The organism is Streptomyces mutabilis (assembly GCF_046628145.1).
Classification (GTDB): domain Bacteria; phylum Actinomycetota; class Actinomycetes; order Streptomycetales; family Streptomycetaceae; genus Streptomyces; species Streptomyces mutabilis.
The window spans coordinates 3472369-3494257 of the sequence record NZ_CP176874.1 but is presented as its reverse complement, the minus strand read 5'-3'; the positions used below and the strand labels follow the sequence as shown (position 1 = coordinate 3494257).

At 72.7% G+C, this 21889-nt stretch carries 18 protein-coding genes; 10 read left to right on the top strand and 8 right to left on the bottom strand.

Going from position 1 to position 21889, the window contains the following annotated elements; genetic code table 11:
- The first annotated feature begins 111 nt into the window (after positions 1 to 111).
- Positions 112 to 3234, top strand: coding sequence for a sacsin N-terminal ATP-binding-like domain-containing protein (locus tag ACLIN4_RS15485; RefSeq protein WP_411575907.1), 3123 nt, complete (start codon positions 112 to 114; stop codon positions 3232 to 3234).
- A gap of 129 nt (positions 3235 to 3363) precedes the next feature.
- Here the strand turns inward: ACLIN4_RS15485 and ACLIN4_RS15480 are convergent, their stop codons facing one another.
- Both ACLIN4_RS15480 and ACLIN4_RS15475 read right to left on the bottom strand, forming a co-directional pair.
- Complete coding sequence (locus ACLIN4_RS15480) at positions 3364 to 5766, bottom strand: HAD-IC family P-type ATPase (RefSeq protein ID WP_411575906.1); 2403 nt, start codon at positions 5764 to 5766, stop codon at positions 3364 to 3366.
- Between the two features lie 142 nt (positions 5767 to 5908).
- Positions 5909 to 6163, bottom strand: a complete 255-nt coding sequence (locus ACLIN4_RS15475) for a DUF2530 domain-containing protein (protein ID WP_382021318.1) — start codon at positions 6161 to 6163, stop codon at positions 5909 to 5911.
- A 181-nt stretch (positions 6164 to 6344) separates the two neighbouring features.
- On the opposite strand from ACLIN4_RS15475, the gene ACLIN4_RS15470 reads away from it, so the two are divergent.
- Positions 6345 to 7802, top strand: coding sequence for an NCS2 family permease (locus tag ACLIN4_RS15470; protein ID WP_107477802.1), 1458 nt, complete (start codon positions 6345 to 6347; stop codon positions 7800 to 7802).
- A 10-nt stretch (positions 7803 to 7812) separates the two neighbouring features.
- Here the strand turns inward: ACLIN4_RS15470 and ACLIN4_RS15465 are convergent, their stop codons facing one another.
- Entirely contained in the window at positions 7813 to 8001 is a 189-nt protein-coding gene (locus ACLIN4_RS15465; RefSeq protein WP_107477817.1) for a ribbon-helix-helix protein, CopG family, read from the bottom strand.
- A gap of 150 nt (positions 8002 to 8151) precedes the next feature.
- Between ACLIN4_RS15465 and ACLIN4_RS15460 the strand changes: the two genes are divergently transcribed.
- Genes ACLIN4_RS15460 through thpR form a run of 3 tightly spaced genes read left to right on the top strand, consistent with a single transcriptional unit; the run spans position 8152 to position 10586 of the window.
- Positions 8152 to 8589: a MarR family winged helix-turn-helix transcriptional regulator gene (locus ACLIN4_RS15460; protein ID WP_100046087.1), complete on the top strand. Its 438-nt coding sequence runs from the start codon at positions 8152 to 8154 to the stop codon at positions 8587 to 8589.
- A gap of 27 nt (positions 8590 to 8616) precedes the next feature.
- The gene (locus ACLIN4_RS15455) at positions 8617 to 9978 is read left to right on the top strand and encodes an MFS transporter (protein ID WP_289908118.1); all 1362 of its coding nucleotides are present in this window, start codon (positions 8617 to 8619) and stop codon (positions 9976 to 9978) included.
- A gap of 35 nt (positions 9979 to 10013) precedes the next feature.
- Entirely contained in the window at positions 10014 to 10586 is a 573-nt protein-coding gene (gene thpR / locus ACLIN4_RS15450) for an RNA 2',3'-cyclic phosphodiesterase (RefSeq protein WP_382054201.1), read from the top strand.
- A 150-nt stretch (positions 10587 to 10736) separates the two neighbouring features.
- On the opposite strand, the gene ACLIN4_RS15445 is transcribed toward thpR, so the two are convergent.
- Both ACLIN4_RS15445 and ACLIN4_RS15440 read right to left on the bottom strand, forming a co-directional pair.
- A complete protein-coding gene (locus ACLIN4_RS15445) occupies positions 10737 to 11729 on the bottom strand; it encodes an aldo/keto reductase (RefSeq protein WP_289908119.1) in 993 nt (330 codons plus the stop codon).
- 52 nt (positions 11730 to 11781) lie between these two features.
- Positions 11782 to 12369 (bottom strand): Uma2 family endonuclease, encoded by a 588-nt coding sequence (locus ACLIN4_RS15440; RefSeq protein ID WP_411575905.1) that lies wholly within the window; start codon positions 12367 to 12369, stop codon positions 11782 to 11784.
- Positions 12370 to 12459: 90 nt separating this feature from the next.
- Here ACLIN4_RS15440 and ACLIN4_RS15435 point away from each other — a divergent pair, with 90 nt between their 5' ends.
- Positions 12460 to 13227 (top strand): aminoglycoside adenylyltransferase family protein, encoded by a 768-nt coding sequence (locus tag ACLIN4_RS15435; protein WP_411575904.1) that lies wholly within the window; start codon positions 12460 to 12462, stop codon positions 13225 to 13227.
- Here ACLIN4_RS15435 and ACLIN4_RS15430 read toward each other — a convergent pair.
- Positions 13206 to 13889: an SGNH/GDSL hydrolase family protein gene (locus ACLIN4_RS15430; protein WP_107477806.1), complete on the bottom strand. Its 684-nt coding sequence runs from the start codon at positions 13887 to 13889 to the stop codon at positions 13206 to 13208. The two genes, ACLIN4_RS15435 and ACLIN4_RS15430, sit on opposite strands and share 22 nt — an antisense overlap.
- 100 nt (positions 13890 to 13989) lie before the next feature.
- Between ACLIN4_RS15430 and ACLIN4_RS15425 the strand changes: the two genes are divergently transcribed.
- Positions 13990 to 14970, top strand: a complete 981-nt coding sequence (locus ACLIN4_RS15425) for a WD40 repeat domain-containing protein (RefSeq protein ID WP_289908121.1) — start codon at positions 13990 to 13992, stop codon at positions 14968 to 14970.
- Here the strand turns inward: ACLIN4_RS15425 and ACLIN4_RS15420 are convergent.
- Entirely contained in the window at positions 14944 to 15792 is an 849-nt protein-coding gene (locus ACLIN4_RS15420) for a TetR/AcrR family transcriptional regulator (RefSeq protein WP_107477808.1), read from the bottom strand. The two genes, ACLIN4_RS15425 and ACLIN4_RS15420, sit on opposite strands and share 27 nt — an antisense overlap.
- A gap of 92 nt (positions 15793 to 15884) precedes the next feature.
- Between ACLIN4_RS15420 and ACLIN4_RS15415 the strand changes: the two genes are divergently transcribed.
- A complete protein-coding gene (locus ACLIN4_RS15415; RefSeq protein ID WP_381913147.1) occupies positions 15885 to 16886 on the top strand; it encodes an ATP-binding cassette domain-containing protein in 1002 nt (333 codons plus the stop codon).
- On the top strand, positions 16883 to 17707 hold the full coding sequence (locus ACLIN4_RS15410; protein ID WP_411575903.1) for an ABC transporter permease: 825 nt from the start codon (positions 16883 to 16885) through the stop codon (positions 17705 to 17707). Before ACLIN4_RS15415 ends, ACLIN4_RS15410 begins: the two co-directional genes overlap by 4 nt.
- 86 nt (positions 17708 to 17793) lie before the next feature.
- Here the strand turns inward: ACLIN4_RS15410 and serC are convergent, their stop codons facing one another.
- On the bottom strand, positions 17794 to 18912 hold the full coding sequence (serC, locus tag ACLIN4_RS15405) for a phosphoserine transaminase (RefSeq protein WP_100046097.1): 1119 nt from the start codon (positions 18910 to 18912) through the stop codon (positions 17794 to 17796).
- A gap of 110 nt (positions 18913 to 19022) precedes the next feature.
- Here serC and ACLIN4_RS15400 point away from each other — a divergent pair, with 110 nt between their 5' ends.
- A complete protein-coding gene (locus tag ACLIN4_RS15400) occupies positions 19023 to 21884 on the top strand; it encodes an FAD-binding and (Fe-S)-binding domain-containing protein (protein WP_411575902.1) in 2862 nt (953 codons plus the stop codon).
- Positions 21885 to 21889 lie beyond the last annotated feature (5 nt).

Here is a 21889-nt window from a genome sequence, read left to right as displayed (position 1 = left end):
CGACGGCCTCGTCCTCGAACGCCGGACGGGCTGAAATGCCCTGACCGGCGTCGGATCGGCGAGGGCGGGACCTCGCGGTACCTTCGTGGTCCGTCGATGAGGAGAGTCACCGTGAGCATGTTCGTGCGGCCTGCTGTCGAGGGCGCGGATCCGTTCGGTACGGCACGTCTGCGGCGCGGGGTGCTGGACGCCTGGGCGACGAGCCCGGCCCGGTTCCGTGAGGACGCCAACGCGGAGGAGGACCTCGTCCTCGGCGGCTACCGCGACCGGCTGGTCGTGGAGCTGGCGCAGAACGCCGCCGACGCCGCCGCCCGGGCCGGGACGCCCGGACGGTTCCGGCTCACCCTGCGCGACGGTGTCCTCGTCGCCGCCAACACCGGCGCCCCGCTGGACGCGGCCGGCGTCGAGTCGCTGTCCACGCTGCGCGCCTCCGCCAAGCGGGACGCCGGCCAGGGTGCCGTCGGCCGGTTCGGGGTCGGCTTCGCCGCCGTCCTCGCGGTCACCGACGAGCCCGCCGTCGTCGGCCGGCACGGCGGGGTGCGCTGGTCGCTGGCCGAGGCACGGGGACTGGCCGGCGACACCGCCCTGCACAGCCCCGGCCTGGGCGACGAGATCCGGCGGCGCGACGGACACGTCCCGCTGCTGCGGCTGCCGTTCCCCGCCGAGGGCAGCGCCCCGAGCCCGTACGACACGGCCGTCATCCTCCCGCTGCGCGACACGGCCGCCGCCGACCTCGCCGAACGGCTCCTGCACGGCGTCGACGACGCCCTGCTCCTCGCCCTGCCGGGGCTGGAGGAGGTCGTGGTGGAGGTCGGGGACGAGACGCGCACGCTCGCCCGCCGCACCGAGGGCGCGCTGACCGTCGTCGAGGACTCCCGGGAGGGCACCACCCGCTGGCGCACCTCCGTCGCGCACGGCCCGCTCACCCCCGACCTCCTCGCCGACCGGCCGGTCGAGGAGCGGCTGCGCCCGCACTGGTCGGTGACCTGGGCGGTGCCCGTGGACGCCGACGGCGGCCCCGAACGCCCCCGCACCAGCCCCGTCCTGCACGCGCCCACGCCCAGCGACGAACCCCTCGGCGTGCCCGCGCTGCTCATCGCCTCCTTCCCGCTGGACTCCACCCGCCGGCACGCCGCGCGCGGCCCGCTGACCGACTTCCTGGCCGAGCGGGCGGCGGACGCCTACGCCGGACTGCTCGCCGACTGGAGCCCGGTCGCCGCCGGCCTCATCGACCTCGTGCCCGGACCGCTGGGCAAGGGCGAACTGGACGGCACCCTGCGGCAGGCGATCCTCGAACGGCTGCCCCGCACCGCCTTCCTGCCGCCCGCCGCCGCACCGCGCGAGGACGACCCGGACCTGCCCGAGTCCCTGCGCCCCCGCGACGCCGAGGTGGTGGAGGGCGCGGGCGCCGACACCGTGCGGGTCCTGGCCGAGGTGCTGCCGACGCTGCTGCCCGCCGGTCTCGAGCGCCGCGTGGAGCTGCGCACGCTCGGGGTGGCACGGGTGCCGCTGACCGACGCGATCGACCGGCTGGCCGGCCTGGAGAAGGCCCCCGCGTGGTGGCGGCGGCTCTACGACAGCCTCGCCGGGGTCGACCCCGACCGGCTGTCGGGGCTGCCCGTGCCGCTCGCGGACGGACGCACGACCATCGGCCCCCGGCAGGTGCTGCTGCCCTCCCCGGACGCCGCCTCCCTCGACCCGGACGTCCTCACCCGCCTCGGCCTGAAGGTCGCCCACCCGGACGCCGCGCACCCGCTCCTGGAGAAGCTCGGCGCCCTCCCCGCCACCCCGCGCGCCGTGCTCACCACCCCGCAGGTGAGGGCCGCCGTCGCCGCCTCCCTGGACGACGAGGGCGGCACCAACTGGGAGGAGGACACCCTCGACGCCGACGAACTGGCCGAGACCGTCCTCGGACTGGTGCGCGACGCCGGACTCGAACCCGGTGACGAGCCCTGGCTGGGCACCCTCGCCCTCCCCGACGAGGACGGAGAACTCTCCCCGGCCGGTGAACTCGTCTTCCCCGGCGGCCCCTTCGCCAGGGTCATGCGCGAGGACGAACTCGCCGCCGTGGACGCGGAACTGGCCGAGAAGTGGGGCCCGGACCCGCTGGCCGCCTGCGGCGTCCTCGTCACCTTCGCCCTGGTCCGCGCCACCGACGTGGTCCTCGACCCGGACGAACTGGAGCCCCGCGAAGGGGACTTCGCCGAACCGGACGACGCGGGGCTGCTGGACGCCGTGGACGTGTGGAGCGAGGACGTCCTCGACCGCTTCCCCGACAGCCCGGTCCCGCCGGTCGCCACCGAGATCGTCGCCGTGCGCGACCTGGACCTCGTGGACGACGACCGCTGGCCCGAGGCCCTCGCCCTGCTGTCCCGGCCGCCGCTGCGGGACGCGCTGGTCCAGCCGGTGCGCATCCTGCTGCACGACGGAACCCACGAGGTCGTACGGCCCTACACCGCGTGGTGGCTGCGCGGGCACCCGGTGCTCGGCGGTCGCCGCCCGGCCGGTCTGCGCGCGGCCGGCGGCGACCCGCTGCTGCGCGGCCTGTACGACGAGGCCGACGCGTCCGGCTTCGAGGACGAGCAGGTGCTGCGGGCACTGGGCGTACGCACCTCGGTGGCCGCCCTGCTCGACGAACCCGGCGGCGCGGCCGAGCTGCTGGACCGCCTCGCCGACCCCGGCCGCCCGGTCACGGCCGCCCAGCTGCACGCCCTGTACGGCGCGCTGGCCGACCTGGACCCGGAGCAGGTCACGCTGCCGGACGAGGTGCGGGCCGTGGTCGACGGGCGGGTGGAGGTGGTGGACGCCGCCGACGCGGTGGTCGTCGACTCGCCCGACCTGCTGCCCTTCACGTCCGGTGTGCCCCTGCTGCCGGTCCGGCCGGCCCGCGCGGCCGAGCTGGCGGAGCTGTTCCAGGTGCGGCGGCTGAGCGAGTCCGTCACCGGTGCGGTGGACTCCGAGGGCACCGAGCACGACGTGCCGGAGCCGGTGCGGGTGCTGCTCGGGGCGCGGACCCCGGCGTCGTACGTGGAGCACGAGGAACTGGTCGTCGACGGCGTGGAGATCGACTGGCGGGTCACGGACGACGGTGTGCTGCACGCGGCGACGCTGGAAGGGGTTGCGGCGGGGCTGGCCTGGGCGGCGGGGCAGTGGCCGCGGCGGTTCGAGGTCGCGGCGCTCCTGGAGGACTCCTCGCGCACGGAGGAGCTGGCGCGGGACCGCTGGTTCGACTAGGTGTCCTTTTTCGCGTGAGCAGTTGGTGCGGTTGTGTCATCGGGGCGCTCAACTGAGCGCCCCGATGACAGCAGAGGCCGAAGTGCTCACGCTTTTCCGACGGCCAGTCCCCCGCGACGGAACCTCCGGCTAGGTGCTCTGTCCGGGAAGGCGGCGGTCGACCCACCGCCACACCAGCTCCAGGACCGCAGCCGCCGCCACGGCGATACCCACGGCGGCCCACGGCATCGTCACGCCCACGAGCTTGAGCGCGAAGAAGTCCTGCAGCCACGGCACCGCCAGTACCACCACGAATCCCAGTCCCATCGCCGCCACCAGCAGCACCCGCCACCACGTGTACGGGCGGGCGATGATCGCCAGCACCCACATCGACACCAGGAACAGCGTCAGCGTCGCCGCGCTGGTCTCCGCGTCCAGCGCGCCCGGACCGGAGTAGTGCTGCCGGGCCACGAGGTACGTCGCGAAGGTCGCCACCGCGGCCACCACCCCGCCCGGGATCGCGTACCGCATCACGCGCCGCACGAAGTGCGGTCTGGCCCGTTCCTTGTTCGGGGCGAGGGCCAGGAAGAAGGCCGGGACGCCGATGGTGAGCGTGGAGAGCAGGGTCAGGTGGCGGGGCAGGAACGGGTACTCGACCTGCGAGCAGACCACGAGGACCGCCAGCAGCACCGAGTACACGGTCTTCACCAGGAACAGGGTCGCGACCCGCGTGATGTTGCCGATGACGCGGCGACCCTCGGCCACCACCGACGGCAGCGTGGCGAAGCTGTTGTTCAGCAGCACGATCTGCGCGACCGCCCGCGTGGCCTCCGAACCGGACCCCATCGCCACGCCGATGTCGGCGTCCTTGAGCGCCAGGACGTCGTTGACGCCGTCGCCGGTCATCGCGACCGTGTGCCCGCGTGACTGGAGGGCGCCCACCATGTCCCGCTTCTGCTGCGGGCTGACCCGCCCGAACACCGTGCCCTCGTCCAGGGCACCCGCCATCTCCTCCCGGCCGGCGGGCAGCCGGCGCGCGTCGACGGTCGCGCCGGACAGCCCGAGCTTGGCGGCCACCGCGCCGACCGACACCGCGTTGTCGCCGGAGATGACCTTGGCGCGGACGTCCTGGTCGGCGAAGTAGCGCAGGGTGTCGGCGGCATCCGGGCGCAGCCGCTGCTCCAGGACGACCAGGGCCGTGGGCGTCACCTCCCGGACCACCTCGGGGTCGTCGAGGTCCCGCCGGGCGCGGGCCAGCAGCAGCACCCGCAGGCCCTGCTCGTTGAGCCGCCCGGTCTCCGCGAGGGCGGGGTCGTCGTCCGCCAGCAGTACGTCGGGCGCGCCCAGCAGCCAGGTGCTGGAGGCGCCGTCGCCCTCGCTGAAGGCGGCGCCGCTGTACTTGCGGGCGGAGGAGAAGGGCAGCGACTCGGTGCAGCGCCAGTCCTCGGGGGCCGGGTACGCCGCGATCACGGCCTGGAGGGAGGCGTTCGGGCGCGGGTCGGACTCGCCGAGGGCGCCGAGCACCGTACGCACGTGGTCCTCGTCGGCGCCGTCGAGGAGGCGCAGCTCGGTGACGTCCATGCCGCCCTCGGTGAGGGTGCCGGTCTTGTCCAGGCAGACCGTGTCGACGCGGGCCAGGCCCTCGATGGCGGGCAGCTCCTGGACGAGGCACTGCTTGCGGCCGAGCCGGATGACGCCGATCGCGAAGGCGACGGAGGTCAGCAGGACCAGGCCCTCCGGGACCATGGGCACGATGCCGCCGACGGTCCGGGCGACCGAGTCGTCCAGCTCGTTGTCCTTGGCGAGCAACTGGCTGAGGATCAGGCCGATCGCGGTCGGCACCATCATCCAGGTGACGTACTTCAGGATCGTGGAGATGCCGGAACGCAGCTCGGACTGGACCAGGGTGAAGCGGGACGCCTCCTCGGCGAGCTGGGCGGCGTACGCCTCGCGGCCCACCTTGGTCGCCTGGAACGCGCCGCCGCCGGCGACGACGAAGCTGCCGGACATGACCTGGTCCCCGGGCCGCTTGACGACCGGGTCGGCCTCGCCGGTCAGCAGCGACTCGTCGATCTCCAGCCCGTCCGACTCGACGCACACCCCGTCGACGACGGCCTTGTCCCCGGGGCCGATCTCGATGACGTCGTCCAGCACGATCTGCGAGGTGCTGATCTCGGCGGCCGTCCCGTCCCGGCGCACGGTCGGCCGGACCTCGCCGATCAGGGCCAGGGAGTCCAGCGTCTTCTTCGCCCGCCACTCCTGGACGATGCCGATGCCGGTGTTGGCGAGGATCACGAAGCCGAACAGGCTGTCCTGGATCGGCGCGACGATCAGCATGATCACCCAGAGCACGCCGATGATCGCGTTGAAGCGGGTGAAGACGTTGGCGCGGACGATGTCGGTCAGCGACCGGCTGCTGCGCACGGGCACGTCGTTGACCTGGCCGCGCGCCACCCGTTCGGCGACCCCGGCCGCCGTCAGGCCGGTCGCCGGGGTCGTGATGTGGACGGCGCGCGCGGAGTCGAGTCGGTCGTCCGCGTCGAGATGCGTCATGCATTCGACGGTACGTGCGGTTTTGGGGCGTCACCCGCCGAATGTGCGGAAGTTCCGACCTGGGGAGGACGGGCGGCCCGGCGAATGATGCCGTGGTACTACGGCTCGGGGTCGAGGTCCGGCTCCCGCTCGGGCGCGAGCGTCAGGCGGTGTCCCGTGCGGCCCGCTTGAGGGCGGCGTCGCGCTTGCGCACGTACCAGACGCCGATCAGGCCGAGCCCGCCGCCGGCCAGGCAGGTCCATACCCACCAGGTGTGCCCGTGGTCGTCGAACCAGCCGTAGAACGGCAGCTGCACCAGGAAGAGGACGAACCAGAGGACGGTGCCGCCGACGATGGTCGGAACCACGGGGCCCTCCAGGGGCGCCGGTGCCTCGTGCGTGGGTGTCCACTTCGTCATGCGTACAGCTTACGAGGCGGCCGGAGGCGGCCCCGCGGCGCGGCGCCACCCCGGGTCTACGCGCGGAGATAGCAAACCGGGGCTCATACGTTCATACTGAATCCGTTTGTCTCTGACCGCTTTCATTCGTAGGAAACACCAACAAGGCCGTGGGGGAACCTGTTGGTGATGAGGTCCACCCATGCCCACCTCGGCTTCCGCCAAGGTCCCCCCGTCCCCCGAGTCGCCGGAAGACCGGCGGCCCCCGCAGAACGGCCTCGACCGCTACTTCAAGATCTCCGAGCGCGGCAGCACCCTGCCCCGCGAGATCCGGGGCGGCTTCGCCACCTTCTTCGCGATGGCCTACATCATCGTGCTGAACCCGATCATCCTGGGCAGCGCGAAGGACATGTACGGCAACCAGCTCGACAACGGTCAGCTGGTCACCGCGACCGCCCTCACGGCGGCGTTCACCACGCTGCTGATGGGCGTCATCGGCAACGTGCCGATCGCGCTGGCCGCCGGTCTCGGCGTGAACTCCGTCGTCGCCCTCCAGCTCGCCCCGCGGATGTCCTGGCCGGACGCCATGGGCATGGTGGTGCTGGCGGGCTTCGTCGTGATGCTGCTGGTCGCCACCGGACTGCGTGAGCGCGTCATGAACGCCGTGCCCCACGGCCTGCGCAAGGCCATCGCCATCGGCATCGGCCTGTTCATCATGCTGATCGGCCTCGTCGACTCCGGGTTCGTCACCCGCATGCCCGACGCCGCGCAGACCACCGTCCCGCTCCAGCTCGGCACGGGCGGCCACCTGCTCGGCTGGCCGGTGCTGGTCTTCGTCCTCGGTGTGCTCCTGACCCTGGCGCTGATCGTCCGCAAGACCCCCGGCGCGATCCTGATCTCGATCGTCGTGATGACCGTCCTCGCGATGATCATCAATCTGATCGCCGACGTCCCCTCCTGGGGCCTGACCACCCCGGAGTGGCCCGGCAACCCCGTCGCCGCCCCCGACTTCGGCCTGGTCGGCGAGGTCAGCCTGTTCGGCGGGTTCGAGAAGGTCGGCATCCTGACCGGGGTGCTGTTCGTGTTCACCGTCCTGCTGTCGTGCTTCTTCGACGCGATGGGCACGATCATGGCCGTCAGCGACGAGGCGAAGCTGACCGACGGCGAGGGCCAGATGCCGGGCATCAACAAGGTCCTGTTCGTCGACGGCATCGCGGTCGCCACGGGCGGCGCCAGTTCCGCGTCGGCGACGACCTGCTTCGTGGAGTCCACGGCGGGCGTCGGCGAGGGCGCCCGCACCGGCTTCGCCAACATCGTCAGCGGCGCGCTGTTCGCCCTGGCCCTGTTCCTCACGCCGGTCGCGACGATGGTGCCGTCCCAGGCGGCCACCCCGGCGCTGGTCGCGGTCGGCTTCCTGATCCTGGCCGGTTCGATCAGGGAGATCGACTGGAGCGACTTCACGATCGCCGTCCCGGCCTTCGTGACGATGCTGATGATGCCGTTCACCTACTCGATCACCAACGGCATCGGCATGGGCTTCATCGCCTTCTCGGTGCTGCGCCTGGCCGTCGGGCGGGGCCGCGAGGTCCCGGTCACGATGTACGCGGTGTCGGCGGTGTTCGCCTTCTACTACCTGATGCCGGCCCTGGGTCTCACCTGACCGGTGGGGGTCAGGTGACCCCGTAGAACCGTTCCGTCTCCTCCACGGCGGACTGGAACCGCTCGTCGAAGTCATCACGGATGAGCGTCCGGACGACATAGTCCTGGACGCTCATTCCTCTTTTCGCCGCACGGTGCCGGAGCCGGTCGAGCAGCTCCCCGTCCATCCGCAGGCTGAGCACGCTGGTCCCCATGGCCACGAGGGTCACCCCCGCGCACCGGGTGATGCTCCGATTTCCGGAAACGACTCACTCGTACGGGTGAACTGCGGGTTTCAGTGGCGGGCGTCACGGGCACGCGGGCGGTTGTGCGGTGGTATTTCGCGAGACTAATGAGTTACGCTAAGGAACATGCCGGACCTCAAGCATGGCGACGACGCCGCCGCCGTGAACTCCCTGCGCTCCGCCGTGATGCGGCTGTCCCGTCGGCTCAAGCACCAGCGGGTCGACGAGTCGCTCAGCCCGACCGAGATGTCGGTGCTGGGCACCCTGTCCAACTGCGGCAGCGCGACCCCGGGCGAGCTCGCCCGCAAGGAACACGTCCAGCCGCCGTCGATGACCCGCATCGTGGCGCTGCTGGAGGCGAAGGGACTGGTCCGGCTGGAGCCGCACCCCGAGGACCGGCGCCAGAAGGTCGTGACGCAGACCGAGCAGGCCGTGGTGATGCTCGAGGAGAGCCGCCGCAAGCGGAACGCGTTCCTGGCCACGCTGGTCGAGGGACTCGACGAGGAGGAGTGGGCGACCCTGCGTGCCGCCGCCCCCGTGCTCGAGAAGCTGGCGCACGTGTAAGCAGTACCGACGAGGAGGCGAACCCTTTTGAGTACGGGACCCGGAGCAGCTTCCGCCCCCGCACCTGACGGCCACGACGACCCGACCACCCCCGACGCCCCTCGCAAGACCTCGATGTTCGCCTCCCTGAAGGTCAGGAACTACCGCCTGTTCTTCACGGGCCAGGTGGTCTCCAACATCGGCACCTGGATGCAGCGCATCGCCCAGGACTGGCTGGTCCTCAGCCTCACCGGCTCATCGGCCGCCGTCGGCATCACCACGGCCCTTCAGTTCCTGCCGATGCTGCTCTTCGGCCTCTACGGCGGCGTCCTCGTCGACCGGCTGCGCAAGCGGCCCACGCTGCTGGTCACCCAGTCGTCGATGGCCGTGACCGCGCTCTTCCTCGCCGTCCTCACCCTGACCGGTCACGTCCAGGTGTGGCACGTCTACGTCGCGGCCTTCGCGATGGGTCTGGCCACGGTCGTCGACAACCCGGCCCGCCAGTCCTTCGTCTCCGAGCTCGTCGGCCGGGACCAGCTCCAGAACGCCGTCAGCCTCAACTCGGCGAACTTCCAGTCCGCCCGCCTGGTCGGCCCCGCCGTCGCCGGCCTGATGATCACCGGGGTGGGCACGGGCTGGGCGTTCCTCGCCAACGGCCTGTCCTTCGTCGCGCCGCTGAGCTGCCTGCTGCTGATGCGCGCCCGCGAACTGCACGCCGTCGAGCGCGCGTCGCGCGGCAAGGGCCAGCTGCGGGAGGGCCTGCACTACGTCGCCGGCCGCCCCGAGCTGATCTGGACCATCGTGCTGGTCGGCTTCGTCGGCACCTTCGGCTTCAACTTCCCGGTGTTCCTGTCCGCCTTCGCCGACGACGTCTTCGACGCCGGTGCGGGCGCCTACAGCCTCTTCAACACCCTCATGGCCGTCGGCTCCCTCGCCGGTGCCCTGCTCGCCGCCCGGCGCGGCACGGCCCGGCTGCGCGTCCTGATCGCGGCGGCCTTCGCCTTCGGCGCCCTGGAGACGGTGGCGGCGACGGCCCCGCAGCTGTGGCTGTTCGCCCTGCTCATGGTCCCGATAGGCGTCTTCAGCATGACGGTCAACGTCACCGCCAACACCAGCATCCAGATGTCCACCGACCCGGCCATGCGGGGCCGTGTCATGGCCCTCTACATGATGGTCTTCCTCGGCGGCTCCCCGGTCGGCGCCCCGATCGTCGGCTGGGTCACCGACGCGTACGGCGCCCGTGCGGGCTTCGCCGCGGGCGGCGCGGTGGCGGCGACGGCGGCGCTCGTCATCGGCCTGGTCCTGGCCCGCGTCGGCAACCTGCGCCTGTCGGTCGGCTGGCACCGGGGGCACCCGCAGGTCCGCTTCGTGCCGCGGGAGCGCCGGGAGGAGCTGGCGCCGGCGGCGTAGGGGGGCCGGCGGTACGGGTCTGACAGGGTGAGGGCATGAGACTCTTCGCCGCCGTACTGCCCCCCGAGGACGTCACCGCCGCCCTCGCCGCCGAGGTGGCCGCGCTGAAGAAGCTGCCCGGCGCGGAGGGGCTGCGCTGGACCGGGCGCCCCGGGTGGCACCTCACCCTCGCCTTCTACGGCGAGGTCGACGACGACCTCGTACCGGACCTCTCGGCCCGCCTGGAGCGGGCCGCCCACCGCACCACGCCCTTCCCGTTGGCGCTGCGCGGCGGCGGGCAGTTCGGGCACGGGCGGGCCCTGTGGGCGGGCGCGGACGGTGACCTGGCGACGCTGCGGCTGCTCGCCGACCGTGCGGAGTCGGCGGGGCGCAAGGCGGGCGTCGAGATGGGCGAGCACCGGCGCTACAAGCCCCACCTGACGCTGGCCCGGGGCCGGGAGGCCTACGACGTGCGGCCGTACGTCGAGGCCCTGGACGGCTTCACCGCCCCCGCCTGGACCGTGACCGACCTCGCGCTGGTGCGCAGCAACCTGCCGAGGTCCGGGGTGCCGGGCGAGCAGCCCCGTTACGAGACGGTCGCCCGCAGCCCGCTCGGCGCGTCCGGTTAGGCTCGGGGTCGTGGACCCGAAGACCCGTAACCGGATCATGGCCGGTGTGCTCGTGCTGATGCTCGTGGTGGTGGCGGTGGCGGCGGCCCTCGGCTGACCCGGCCGTGGGCGGCCGCCGCCGCTCACCACGTCACCGCGCTGCCCGCCGGGCTACCAGGCGAACGCCTCCGGCGAGGGCCCGGGCCCCGGGAAGATCTCGTCCAGCCCGGCCAGCAGCTCGTCCGACAGTTCCAGCTCCACGGCCCGCAGCGCCGACGCGAGCTGCTCGGCCGTACGCGGGCCGACGATCGGGCCGGTCACGCCGGGCCGGGTCAGCAGCCAGGCCAGCGCGGCCTCGCCGGGCTCGACGCCGTGCTTGTCGAGCAGGTCCTCGTACGCCTGGATCTGGGCCCGCTTCGCGGGGTCGGCCAGGGTGTCGGCCGCCCGGCCGGAGGCGCGGCGCCCGCCCTGGACCTCCTTCTTGATGACCCCGCCGAGCAGTCCGCCGTGCAGCGGTGACCAGGGGATGACGCCGAGGCCGTAGTCCTGCGCGGCCGGGATGACCTCCATCTCGGCGCGGCGCTCGGCCAGGTTGTACAGGCACTGCTCGCTGACCAGGCCGATGGTGCCGCCGCGCCGGGCGGCGGTCTCGTTGGCCTGCGCGATCTTGTAGCCGGGGAAGTTCGACGACCCGGCGTACAGGACCTTGCCCTGCTGCACCAGCGTGTCGATGGCCTGCCAGATCTCGTCGAAACCGGTGGCGCGGTCGATGTGGTGGAACTGGTACAGGTCGATGCGGTCGGTCCGCAGCCGCTTCAGGCTGGCGTCGACCGCCCGCCGGATGTTCACGGCGGAGAGCTTGTCGTGGTTGGGCCACGCCTCGCCGTCGGCGCCCATGTTGCCGTACACCTTGGTGGCGATGACGGTCCTGTCGCGCCGGTCGCCGCCCTTGGCGAACCAATTGCCGATGATCTCCTCGGTGCGGCCCTTGTTCTCGCCCCAGCCGTACACGTTGGCGGTGTCGAAGAAGTTGATGCCGGCGTCCAGCGCCGCGTCCATGATCGCGTGGCTGTCGGCCTCGTCGGTCTGCGGACCGAAGTTCATCGTCCCGAGGACGAGCCGGCTGACCTTGAGTCCTGTGCGTCCCAGCTGCGTGTACTCCATGGTCCCCAAGCCAACGGCTTGGAGTGCGCTCCAGGCAAGCGGGTCGGGCAGGTCAGTCGCGGGGGAAGGTGTCGGTCCTGAGGGTGAGGCCGAGGACGGTGCCGGTGAGGTCCAGCTCCTGCCCGAAGGCGACGCGGGTCTCGGTCGTGTAGTCGCCGTCCTTGGGGTGCGTGAAGATGTGGCAGCGTCCCTGGTACGGGTCGGCGATGAGGTAGAGGGGGACCTCGGCCGTGGCGTAGGCGAGCTTCTTGGGGCCGTAGTCGTTGGCGGCGGTGCCCTGGGAGATGACCTCGGCGACGAACTCGACGTCCTGGTATTGCCAGTGGCCCGTTTCGTCCTGCTCCGCGCCGTCGCGGAGCTTGGCCACGTCCGGACAGAAGCCGTTCTCGGGGCCGGGGAAGTCGATGCGGACGTCCGAGAGGACCAATGCATCCATACCGAAACGGTCCTCGATGGACCGTACGATCCGGCGGATGATTGCCCAATGCGTGTCGCGCTGCGGTGTCATGTGGACGTTGCCCTCGACGATCTCGACCCGGAATCCTTCGGGGACGGGCATCCGCTCCAGCCGCTTGAACCACTCGTCCAAGCACTCCGTGTTGGCGTCGGCCATGGCGATCCTGTCGTCTACGACGGTCATCGTGGCGCTCCTCCCGGGCTGACCCAACGACGAGTACAGCCGCGCGGTACAACGATACGCACGGCACCCAGGGCACGGGAGGACGCGCATATGCCAGAGCGGGACCGGGACCGCACCGACCACCTCGTCGCCCTCGTCCGGCACCACCTCGGCGACGGCGACGTGCTCGGCGTCTACGCGCACGGTTCCGCCACCCTCGGCGGTCTGCGTCCGCACAGCGACCTCGATCTGCTCGTCGTCGTACGGCGCCCCACGACGCACGCGCAACGCGCCACCCTGACGGAGGAGTTGCTGAAGGTGTCCGGCGGCGAAGGGCGCCGCCCCGTCGAGCTGATCGTCGTCGTGCACGGCGACGTCCGGCCGTGGCGCTACCCGCCGCGCCGCGACTACCTCTACGGCGAGTGGCTGCGCGACGCCTACGAGCGCGGCCACGTCCCCGGGCCCGAGGACGACCCCGACCTCGCCCCGCTCCTGACCATGGTGCTGCGTGCCGACACCCCGCTGCACGGCTCGCCACCGGCCGCCCTCCTCGACCCCGTCCCGCACCCGGACCTGCGGCGGGCGATCGTCGCCGGGGTGCCGGAGCTGATGGCCGAGCTGGAGTCGGACACCCGCAACGTCCTGCTCACCCTCGCCCGGATCTGGAGCACGCTCGCCACCGGTGAGATCCGGTCGAAGGACGCGGCGGCCGACTGGGCCCTCGGGCGGCTGCCCGCCGGGCACCGCGAGCCCCTGGCCCACGCCCGTGCCGTGTACCTCGGGCACGAGCGCGTCGAGCGCTGGGACGAAGGCGTGCGCCCCTGTGCCGAGCACCTGGTCCGGGCGATCCGGGAGGCCTACGAGGAAGCGGCCGAGTAGGGCCCGCCCAACCCCCACCCCTCGTCCATCGCCTCCGCGAACGCGCGCGCGATGCGGTGCTCGCCGCTCGCGTTGGGATGCGTGCCGTCGTAGGTGTCGACGTGGAAGTCGTACGACGGGGGCGGCGGGACGAGGAGCAGGGAGGAGCCCGGTTCGTCGAGTTCGGCGACGGTCTTCGCGAGGAGTTCGTTGAAGCGGTGGACCTGCCCGGCGAAGGGCTCGTCGGCGTCCGCCCGGATGTTGTGCAGCACCGGCATCACGGCCATGCGGACACGCGGGTTCGCCGAGCGGGCGTCCGTCACGAAGGCGCGGACGTTGTCGGCGGTCTGCTCGGCGTTGGTGTAGAAGCCGAGGTCGATCAGGCCGAGGGAGACCAGGAGCACGTCGGCGCGGCAGGACCGTACCGTCTCGCCGATGACCGGGGTCATGTGGTGCCAGCCCTCGCCCCAGCCGGCCAGGTGGGCGCGGGGGAAGTCCGGGTCGGCGTAGGCGTACGAGGTCGGCTCGTCCGTCGACGGGTCGTGCAGCGTCTCGCGCGGGCCCACGAACGTGAAGGGGCGGCCGCAGGAGTCGCGCAGGTGCCGCCACAGCCGGTAGCGCCACGTGTGTTCGCCGGCGCTCCCGATCGTCATGGAGTCACCGACGAACATGAACCTGAGCATCCGCTCATCATGGACGATGGGCCTGACCGGCGCGATGTGAGTCCGGCCACGCAGCGTGACCGCCACCGTGAACGGCCGCGCGGGATGGCAGGCTTGGCGCATGCGCCGATCTCTCGCCCTCCTCGCCTCGGCCCTCCTCGTGGGCGCGTTCACCGTGCCCGCCTCCGCCGCCGACGGGGACGACGGGAGCGACGGCTTCACGATCAAGGACCCGCGCATCACCGAGTCCAGCGGCCTCGCCGCCTCCCGCCTCCACCCCGGCGTCTACTGGACGCACAACGACCAGGACAACGGGCCGTACCTGTACGCCGTGGACGGCTCCACCGGGGAGACCGTCGCGCGCGTCGCGCTCTCCGGCGTGGGCACGCCGCGCGACGTCGAGGCGATCTCCATCGGGCCGGGCAACAAAATCTTCGTCGGTGACATCGGCGACAACCTCGGCGGCACCTGGCCGCACGTGTGGATCTACGAGCTGCCCGAGCCGACGGAGCTCAAGGACCAGACGGTCAAGGCGACCCAGTACGTCGTGAAGTACGCGGACGGCGCCCGCGACGCCGAGTCGATGGCCGTCCACCCGAAGACCGGGCGGGTCTACATCATCGACAAGAACGAGGACGGCGGGCACCTGTACGAGGGCCCCGAGAAGCTCTCCGCCTCCGGTACCAACGTCTTCCGGCCCACCGCCCCCGTCGAGCTGTGGGCCACCGACGCCGCCTTCTCCCCGGACGGGGAGACGCTCGCCGTGCGCGGGTACCTCGGGGGCATCTGGTACGACTGGAACGGCGGGAAGATCCAGCGCAAGGGGCGGATCAGCGTGCCGTTGGGGCAGGGGGAGTCCGTCACCTACACCCCCGACGGGGAGAAGCTGCTGCTCGGTATGGAGGGCGTCAACAGCCCGGTCAAGGCCGACGACGCGCCGGGCCGGAGCAGCGGGTCGGGCGGGGGCGGGTCCGATGCCTCGGGCGGGGACGCCGACGGGGCCGACGGTCCGGGCGGGGGCACGCTCAAGGTCGGGGCGGTCGGGCTGCTCGTGGCGTGCGCCGCCCTGTTCGGGCTACGACGGCTGTTCCGCCGCCGCTGACCCGTCCGCCGCCGGGCCGTCTGCCGCTGACCCGTCTGCCGCTGACCCGTCCGCCGCCGGGCCGTCCGCCGCGCGCCGCGCGGCCACCAGCACCTCCAGCCCGTCCAGGATGCGCCGCAGCCCGAACCCGAAGTGGTCGAAGCCGGTGCCGAAGGCGTCCTCGGAGAGGGAGGCCAGCACGGGGTAGCGCCCGCTGGTCATGGCCTTCACCAGCGCCGGCTCCTGGGCCCGCCAGAACTGCGCGTCCGTCATCCCGGAGGTGCGTTCCGCCTCCTCCTGGTACACCTGCGTGCGGGCGGCCCCGACCACGTACCCGTCGATCATGACGATCGTCGACACCAGTTCCGGGTCGGTCAGACCCATCGGCCTGATCCGGGCGAGCACCTTCTCCATGCCGTCCAGCGCGGCCGGGCCGAGGACCGGGCGGGACTGGTTGACCTCCAGCAGCCAGGTGTGGCGGCGGTAGAGGGCGAGCGTGGCGTGGCCGAGGGCCTCCAGCGCCGAGCGCCAGTCGCCGTCGCCGAGGTCGTCGGGGTCCTCGGACGGGCGCTGCACGCGGTCCAGCATCAGGTCGATGAGTTCGGCCTTGCCGGGGACGTAGCGGTACAGGGACATGGTGCCGGTGCCCAGTTCCGTGGCGATGCGGCGCATCGAGACCGCGCCGAGCCCGTCCCGGTCGGCGACCTCGACGGCGGCCTCCACGATCCGCTCCAGCGTCAGCCCCGGTTTGGGCCCGCGGCTGGGGCGTCGGCCGGTGTCCCACAACAGTTCCAGGGTGCGGTTGATGTCGCCGCTGCCGCTGGTCTCCGTACCGCTTGCCATGGGGTCAGTCTAGGTCCGCGGAAAAAAACTGGGTACGGTGTACGCGCAATCGGGTACGGTGTACTCAATTAGGGAGTGGAAGGGGGACACCCATGAGCGACGGACACGCGGTACGGGCCGAGGGGCTGGAGAAGCGGTACGGCGACAAACGCGCCCTCGACGGCTTCGACCTGGCCGTCCGCGAGGGCACCGTGCACGGCCTGCTGGGGCCGAACGGCGCGGGCAAGACCACGGCCGTGCGCATCCTGTCCACGCTGATCCGGCTGGACGGGGGACGGGCCGAGGTGGCCGGTCGCGACGTCGCCCGGCAGGCGCGGGAGGTACGGGCGCGGATCGGCCTGACCGGCCAGTACGCGGCCGTGGACGAGGTGCTGACCGGCCGGCAGAACCTGGAGATGTTCGGGCGGCTGTTCCACCTGGGCGGCAGGCGGGCGCGGGCGCGCGCCGTCGAACTGCTGGCCCGGTTCGACCTGACCGACGCCGCCGACCGGGGCGTCGGCAAGTACAGCGGCGGCATGCGGCGCCGTCTCGACCTCGCCGCGTCGATGATCCTCGCCCCGTCCGTGCTGTTCCTGGACGAGCCGACGACGGGCCTGGACCCGCGCAGCCGCGGCGAGGTCTGGGACTCGGTGCGGGCGCTGGTGGCGAGCGGCACGACGGTGCTGCTGACCACGCAGTACCTGGAGGAGGCGGACAAGCTGGCGTCCCGCATCACCGTCATCGACCGCGGCCGGGCCATCGCCGACGACACCCCGGACGGGCTGAAGAACCTGGTCGGCGGCGACCGGATCGAGGTCGTCGTGGCCGAGCGGTCCGAGATCGGGCGGGTGGTGAAGACGGTCGCCCGGGTCTGCGAGGGCGAACCCGAGACCGACGAGGAGACGCTGCGCGTGCACGCCCCGGTCACCGACCGGGTGTCGGCCCTGACCGAGGTGGCGCGCACCCTCCAGGACGAGGGCGTCCGGGTGGAGGACATCGGGCTGCGCAGGCCGAGCCTCGACGACGTGTTCCTGCGCCTGACCGGACACCGGACGGACAGCACGGACCGTACGGACCAGGCGGACGCCGCGGAGAAGGAGGCGGTGGCGGCATGAGTGCCCTCGACCTGACGACGGTCCCGCGCGAGCGCGGGCGGCTGTACTGGCTCCTCGCCGACTGCGGCAACATCGTCCGCCGCGGCCTGACCCACTACCAGCGCCAGCCCGTCAACATCGCCTGGCAGCTGGGCTTCCCGATCCTGTCCGTCCTCCTCTACGGCTATGTCTTCGGCAGCGCGATGACCGTGCCGGGCGGCGGGGACTACAAGGACTTCCTGATGCCCGGCATGTTCGTGATGACCATGGCCTTCGGCTTCATCAACACCGCGACGGTCGTCGTCTACGACTCGACGAAGGGCGTCATCGACCGCTTCCGCTCGATGCCGATGTCATCGTCCGCGGTGGTCGCCGGGCGCGGGGGCACGGATCTGGTCGTCGCCTGCGCGGAGCTGGCCATCATGATGCTGACGGCGCTGGCCATGGGCTGGCGGCCGGACGGCGGCTGGGGCTTCCTGGCCGCGTTCGGGCTGCTGCTGTGGCTGCGGTTCGCGCTGATCTGGATCGGCGTGTGGCTGGGACTCCTCGTCCCCGACCCGGAGGCGGCGGGCGGTCTGTTCGCGGTGGCCTTCCCGCTGACGATGATCTCCAGCATCTTCGTCGCCCCGCAGCTCATGCCGGACTGGCTGGGCTGGGTGGCCGCCTGGAACCCGATCTCCTCCACGGCCGCGGCGGCCCGCGAGCTGTTCGGTACGCCGGTCGGCGGCGGCGACTCATGGGTCGAGCAGCACGCGCTGCTGATGGCGGGCGTGTGGCCGGTGGTGCTGACGGCGATCTTCCTGCCGCTGGCGGTGCGGCGCTTCCAGCGGCTCAGCCGGTAGGCGCGGGGAGCAGGAGCGGGGGAGCAGTGAGGGGCGCCCGGCTGATCGCCGGGCGCCCCTCACCGTCGTACTGCGGATGTGCCGCGTCAGAGCTTCTCGATGACGTAGTCGACGCACTTGGTCAGCGCCTCGACGTCCGCCGGGTCGATCGCCGGGAACATCGCGACGCGCAGCTGGTTGCGGCCCAGCTTGCGGTACGGCTCGGTGTCCACGACGCCGTTGGCGCGCAGCACCTTGGCGACGGCGGCGGCGTCGATGTCGTCGGAGAAGTCGATGGTGCCGATGACCTGGGACCGCTTGGCCGGGTCGGAGACGAACGGGGTGGCGTACTTGGCCTCCTCCGCCCAGGCGTACAGGCGGGACGAGGAGTCCTTGGTGCGCGCGGTGGTGAAGTCCAGGCCGCCCTGGCCGTTCATCCACTCCAGCTGCTCGTTGAGGAGGAACAGGGTGGCCAGCGCCGGGGTGTTGTACGTCTGGTTCTTGCGGGAGTTGTCGATCGCGGTCGGCAGCGAGAAGAACTCCGGGACGTGCCGGCCGCTCGCGTGGATCCGCTCGGCGCGCTCGATCGCCGCCGGGGAGAAGACGCCGATCCACAGGCCGCCGTCGGAGGCGAAGGACTTCTGCGGGGCGAAGTAGTAGACGTCGGTCTCGGCGATGTCGACGGGCAGACCGCCGGCGCCGGACGTCGCGTCGACCAGCACGAGGGAGCCCTCGTCGGCGCCGGCGACCCGCTTGATGGGCATGGCGACGCCGGTCGATGTCTCGTTGTGGGTGAACGCGTACACGTCCACGCCGGCCTCGGCCGCGGCCTCGGGGTGCGTGCCCGGGTCGGCGGAGACGACGGTCGGCTCGGCCAGCCAGGGCGCCAGCTTGGCGGCCTTGGCGAACTTGGAGGAGAACTCGCCGAAGCTCAGGTGCTGCGACTTGTTCTCGATCAGGCCGTGGGTCGCGACGTCCCAGAACGCGGTGGAGCCGCCGTTGCCGAGGACCACCTCGTAGCCGTCGGGGAGCCGGAACAGCTCGGAGATGCCCTCACGGACCTTGCCGACCAGGTTCTTGACCGGGGCCTGGCGGTGGGAGGTGCCGAGCAGGGACGTACCGGTGGCGGCCAGGGCGTCCAGCGCCTCCACCCGCACCTTGGAGGGACCCGCGCCGAATCGACCGTCCGCGGGCTTGATGTCAGCAGGAATCTGGATCTCAGCCACGTGCCGGAGCGTATCCCGTCGGCCAAACCGGACGGAGACATGTCCGTCCGATGAGACGAGATCTCCGCCTTGCGGACCTGTGCCAAGCCACAAGCGCTCATGCTGGACGCATGACCGATCTGGAGGCAGCACTGCGCAGGGCCGTACGCGGCGAGGTCGGATTCGACGTCACGTCCCGGGCGCTGACCACCATGGACGCGTCCAACTACCGGCGGGTGCCGCTCGGCGTGGTGGCACCCCGGGACGCCGACGACGTGGCGGCGGCGCTGGAGGTGTGCCGGGAGCACGGGACGCCGGTCGTCGCGAGGGGCGGCGGCACGTCGATCGCCGGGCAGGCGACGGGCACGGGCGTCGTCCTGGACTTCACCCGGCACATGAACCGGCTGCTCTCGCTCGACCCCGGGGCCCGCACCGCGGTCGTCCAACCCGGCCTGGTCCTCGACCGCCTCCAGGAGGCCGCCGCCCCGCACGGCCTGCGCTTCGGCCCCGACCCCTCCACCCACAGCCGCTGCACCCTCGGCGGCATGATCGGCAACAACTCCTGCGGCTCCCACTCGGTGGCGTGGGGCACGACGGCGGACAGCGTGCGGGAGCTGACGGTGCTCACGGCGCGGGGGCGGTCCCTGCGGCTCGGGCGGGACTGGGCGGGGGCCCCGCAGGGGCTGCGCGAGCTGGTCGACGGCGACCTGGCGCGTCTGCGCACCGGCTTCCCCGACCTGCCCCGCCGCATCTCCGGGTACGCGCTGGACGCGCTGCTGCCGGAGCGCGGCGCGGACGTGGCCCGCTCCTTCTGCGGCTCGGAGGGCACGCTGGGCGTGCTGACGGAGGCGGTCGTGCGCCTGGTCGAGGCCCCGCGGGCCCGTGCGCTGGCGGTCCTCGGATACGCCGACGAGGCGGGGGCGGCGGAGGCCGCGGCCGGGCTGCTGCCGCTCGGGCCCCTGACCGTGGAGGGCATGGCGGTGGACCTCGTCCCGTCCACGCGGGGGCTGCCGCGGGGCGGGGCGTGGCTGTTCGTGGAGACGGGCGGCGACTCGGATGCCGAGGCGCGGGCGCGCGCGGAGGCGGTGGTGCGGGCGGCGGACGTCGTGGACGCGCTGGTGGTGACCGACCCGGCCGGTCAGCGGAGGCTGTGGCGCATCCGGGAGGACGCGAGCGGCACGGCGACGCGGATGCCGGACGGTGCGGAGGCGTGGCCCGGCTGGGAGGACTGCGCGGTGCCGCCGGCCCGTCTGGGCGGCTACCTGCGCGACTTCCGTGCGCTGCTCGCCGCCCACGACCTGCGCGGCACCCCGTACGGCCACTTCGGCGACGGCTGCATCCACGTACGCGTCGACTTCGACCTGCTGACGGACGCCGGGGTCGCCCGCTTCCGCCGCTTCTCGGAGGAACTGGCGGACGTGGTCGTGGCGCACGGCGGCTCGCTCTCCGGGGAGCACGGGGACGGGCAGGCGCGGGCGGAGCTGCTGCCGAGGATGTACGGCGAGGAGACCGTCGACCTCTTCGAGCGGGCGAAGGGCGTCTGGAACCCGGACGACCTCCTCAACCCGGGCATGCTGGTCCGCCCGGCCCCGCTCGACGCGAACCTCCGCTTCTCCGTCCTGCCGCGCGAGCCGGTGCACGTGGAGTTCGGTTACCCCGCCGACGGGGGCGACTTCTCGGCGGCGGTGCGCCGCTGCGTCGGTGTCGCCAAGTGCCGTACGACGTCGGTGACCGGCTCGGGCGTGATGTGCCCGTCGTTCCGGGCGACGGGGGAGGAGGAGCACTCCACGCGGGGCCGCGCCCGCCTGCTGCACGAGATGCTCGCCGGTGAACTCGTGACGGACGGCTGGCGGTCGACGGAGGTCCGCGACGCCCTCGACCTGTGCCTGTCCTGCAAGGGCTGCCGCTCCGACTGCCCGGTCGAGGTCGACATGGCCACGTACAAGGCGGAGTTCCTGCACCACCACTACGCGGGCCGTCGCCGCCCCGCCGCCCACTACACGATGGGGTGGCTGCCGGTGTGGCTGCGCTGGGCGTCGCGGGCGCGGGTGGCGCCGGTCGTCAACGCGCTCGCGTCGGTGGGGCCGTTGGCGGCGGTGGCGAAACGGCTGGGCGGGATCGCGGGGGAACGGGAGGTGCCGCGGCTGGCGGGGGAGACGTTCAGCCGGTGGTGGCGCGGGCGCGGCGGGCCGCGCGGAGAGGGCGAGCCGGTGGTCCTCTGGCCCGACACCTTCACCGAGCACCTGTCCCCCTCCGTGGGCCGGGCGGCCGTACGGGTGCTGGAGGCGGCGGGGCTGCGGGTGGTGCTGCCGCCGACGCTTCGGGGGCGTGCGGTGGTCGGGGACGGTACGTCGAAGTCGGCCCTGGCGCTGCCGGCCGCCCGCCGGGGCCGGGTCTGCTGCGGACTGACGTACGTGTCGACGGGCCAACTGGACCGCGCCCGCGCGGTGATGCGCCGCACGCTGGACCTGATGGCGCCGGTGCTGGAGACCTCGGCACCGGTCGTCGTCCTGGAACCGAGCTGCGCCGCCGCCCTGCGCACGGACCTGCCGGAGCTGCTGCACGACGACCCGCGAGCCGCCCGGCTCGCGGCCCGCGTCCTGACCTTCGCCGAGGCCCTGGAGCGTCACGCCCCCGACTGGGCCCCGCCCGCCGTGGACCGCCCGGTCACCGGCCAGACCCACTGCCACCAGCACGCGGTCCTGGGCGACGCGGCCGACCGCCGCCTGCGCGAGGCGGCGGGCCTGACCGGTGAGCTGAGCGGCGGCTGCTGCGGCCTCGCGGGCAACTTCGGTTTCGAGGACGGCCACTACGGGGTCTCCGTCGCCTGCGCCGAGGACCAGCTGCTCCCGGCGGTGCGCGAGGCGCCGGCCGGGGCGGTGGTGCTGGCGGACGGCTTCTCGTGCCGGACGCAGCTGGAACAGCTGGCGGGGGTGCGGGGGCGGCATCTGGCGGAGGTGCTGGCGGAGGGGCTGGAGCAGCGGCCGGAGTGACGGAG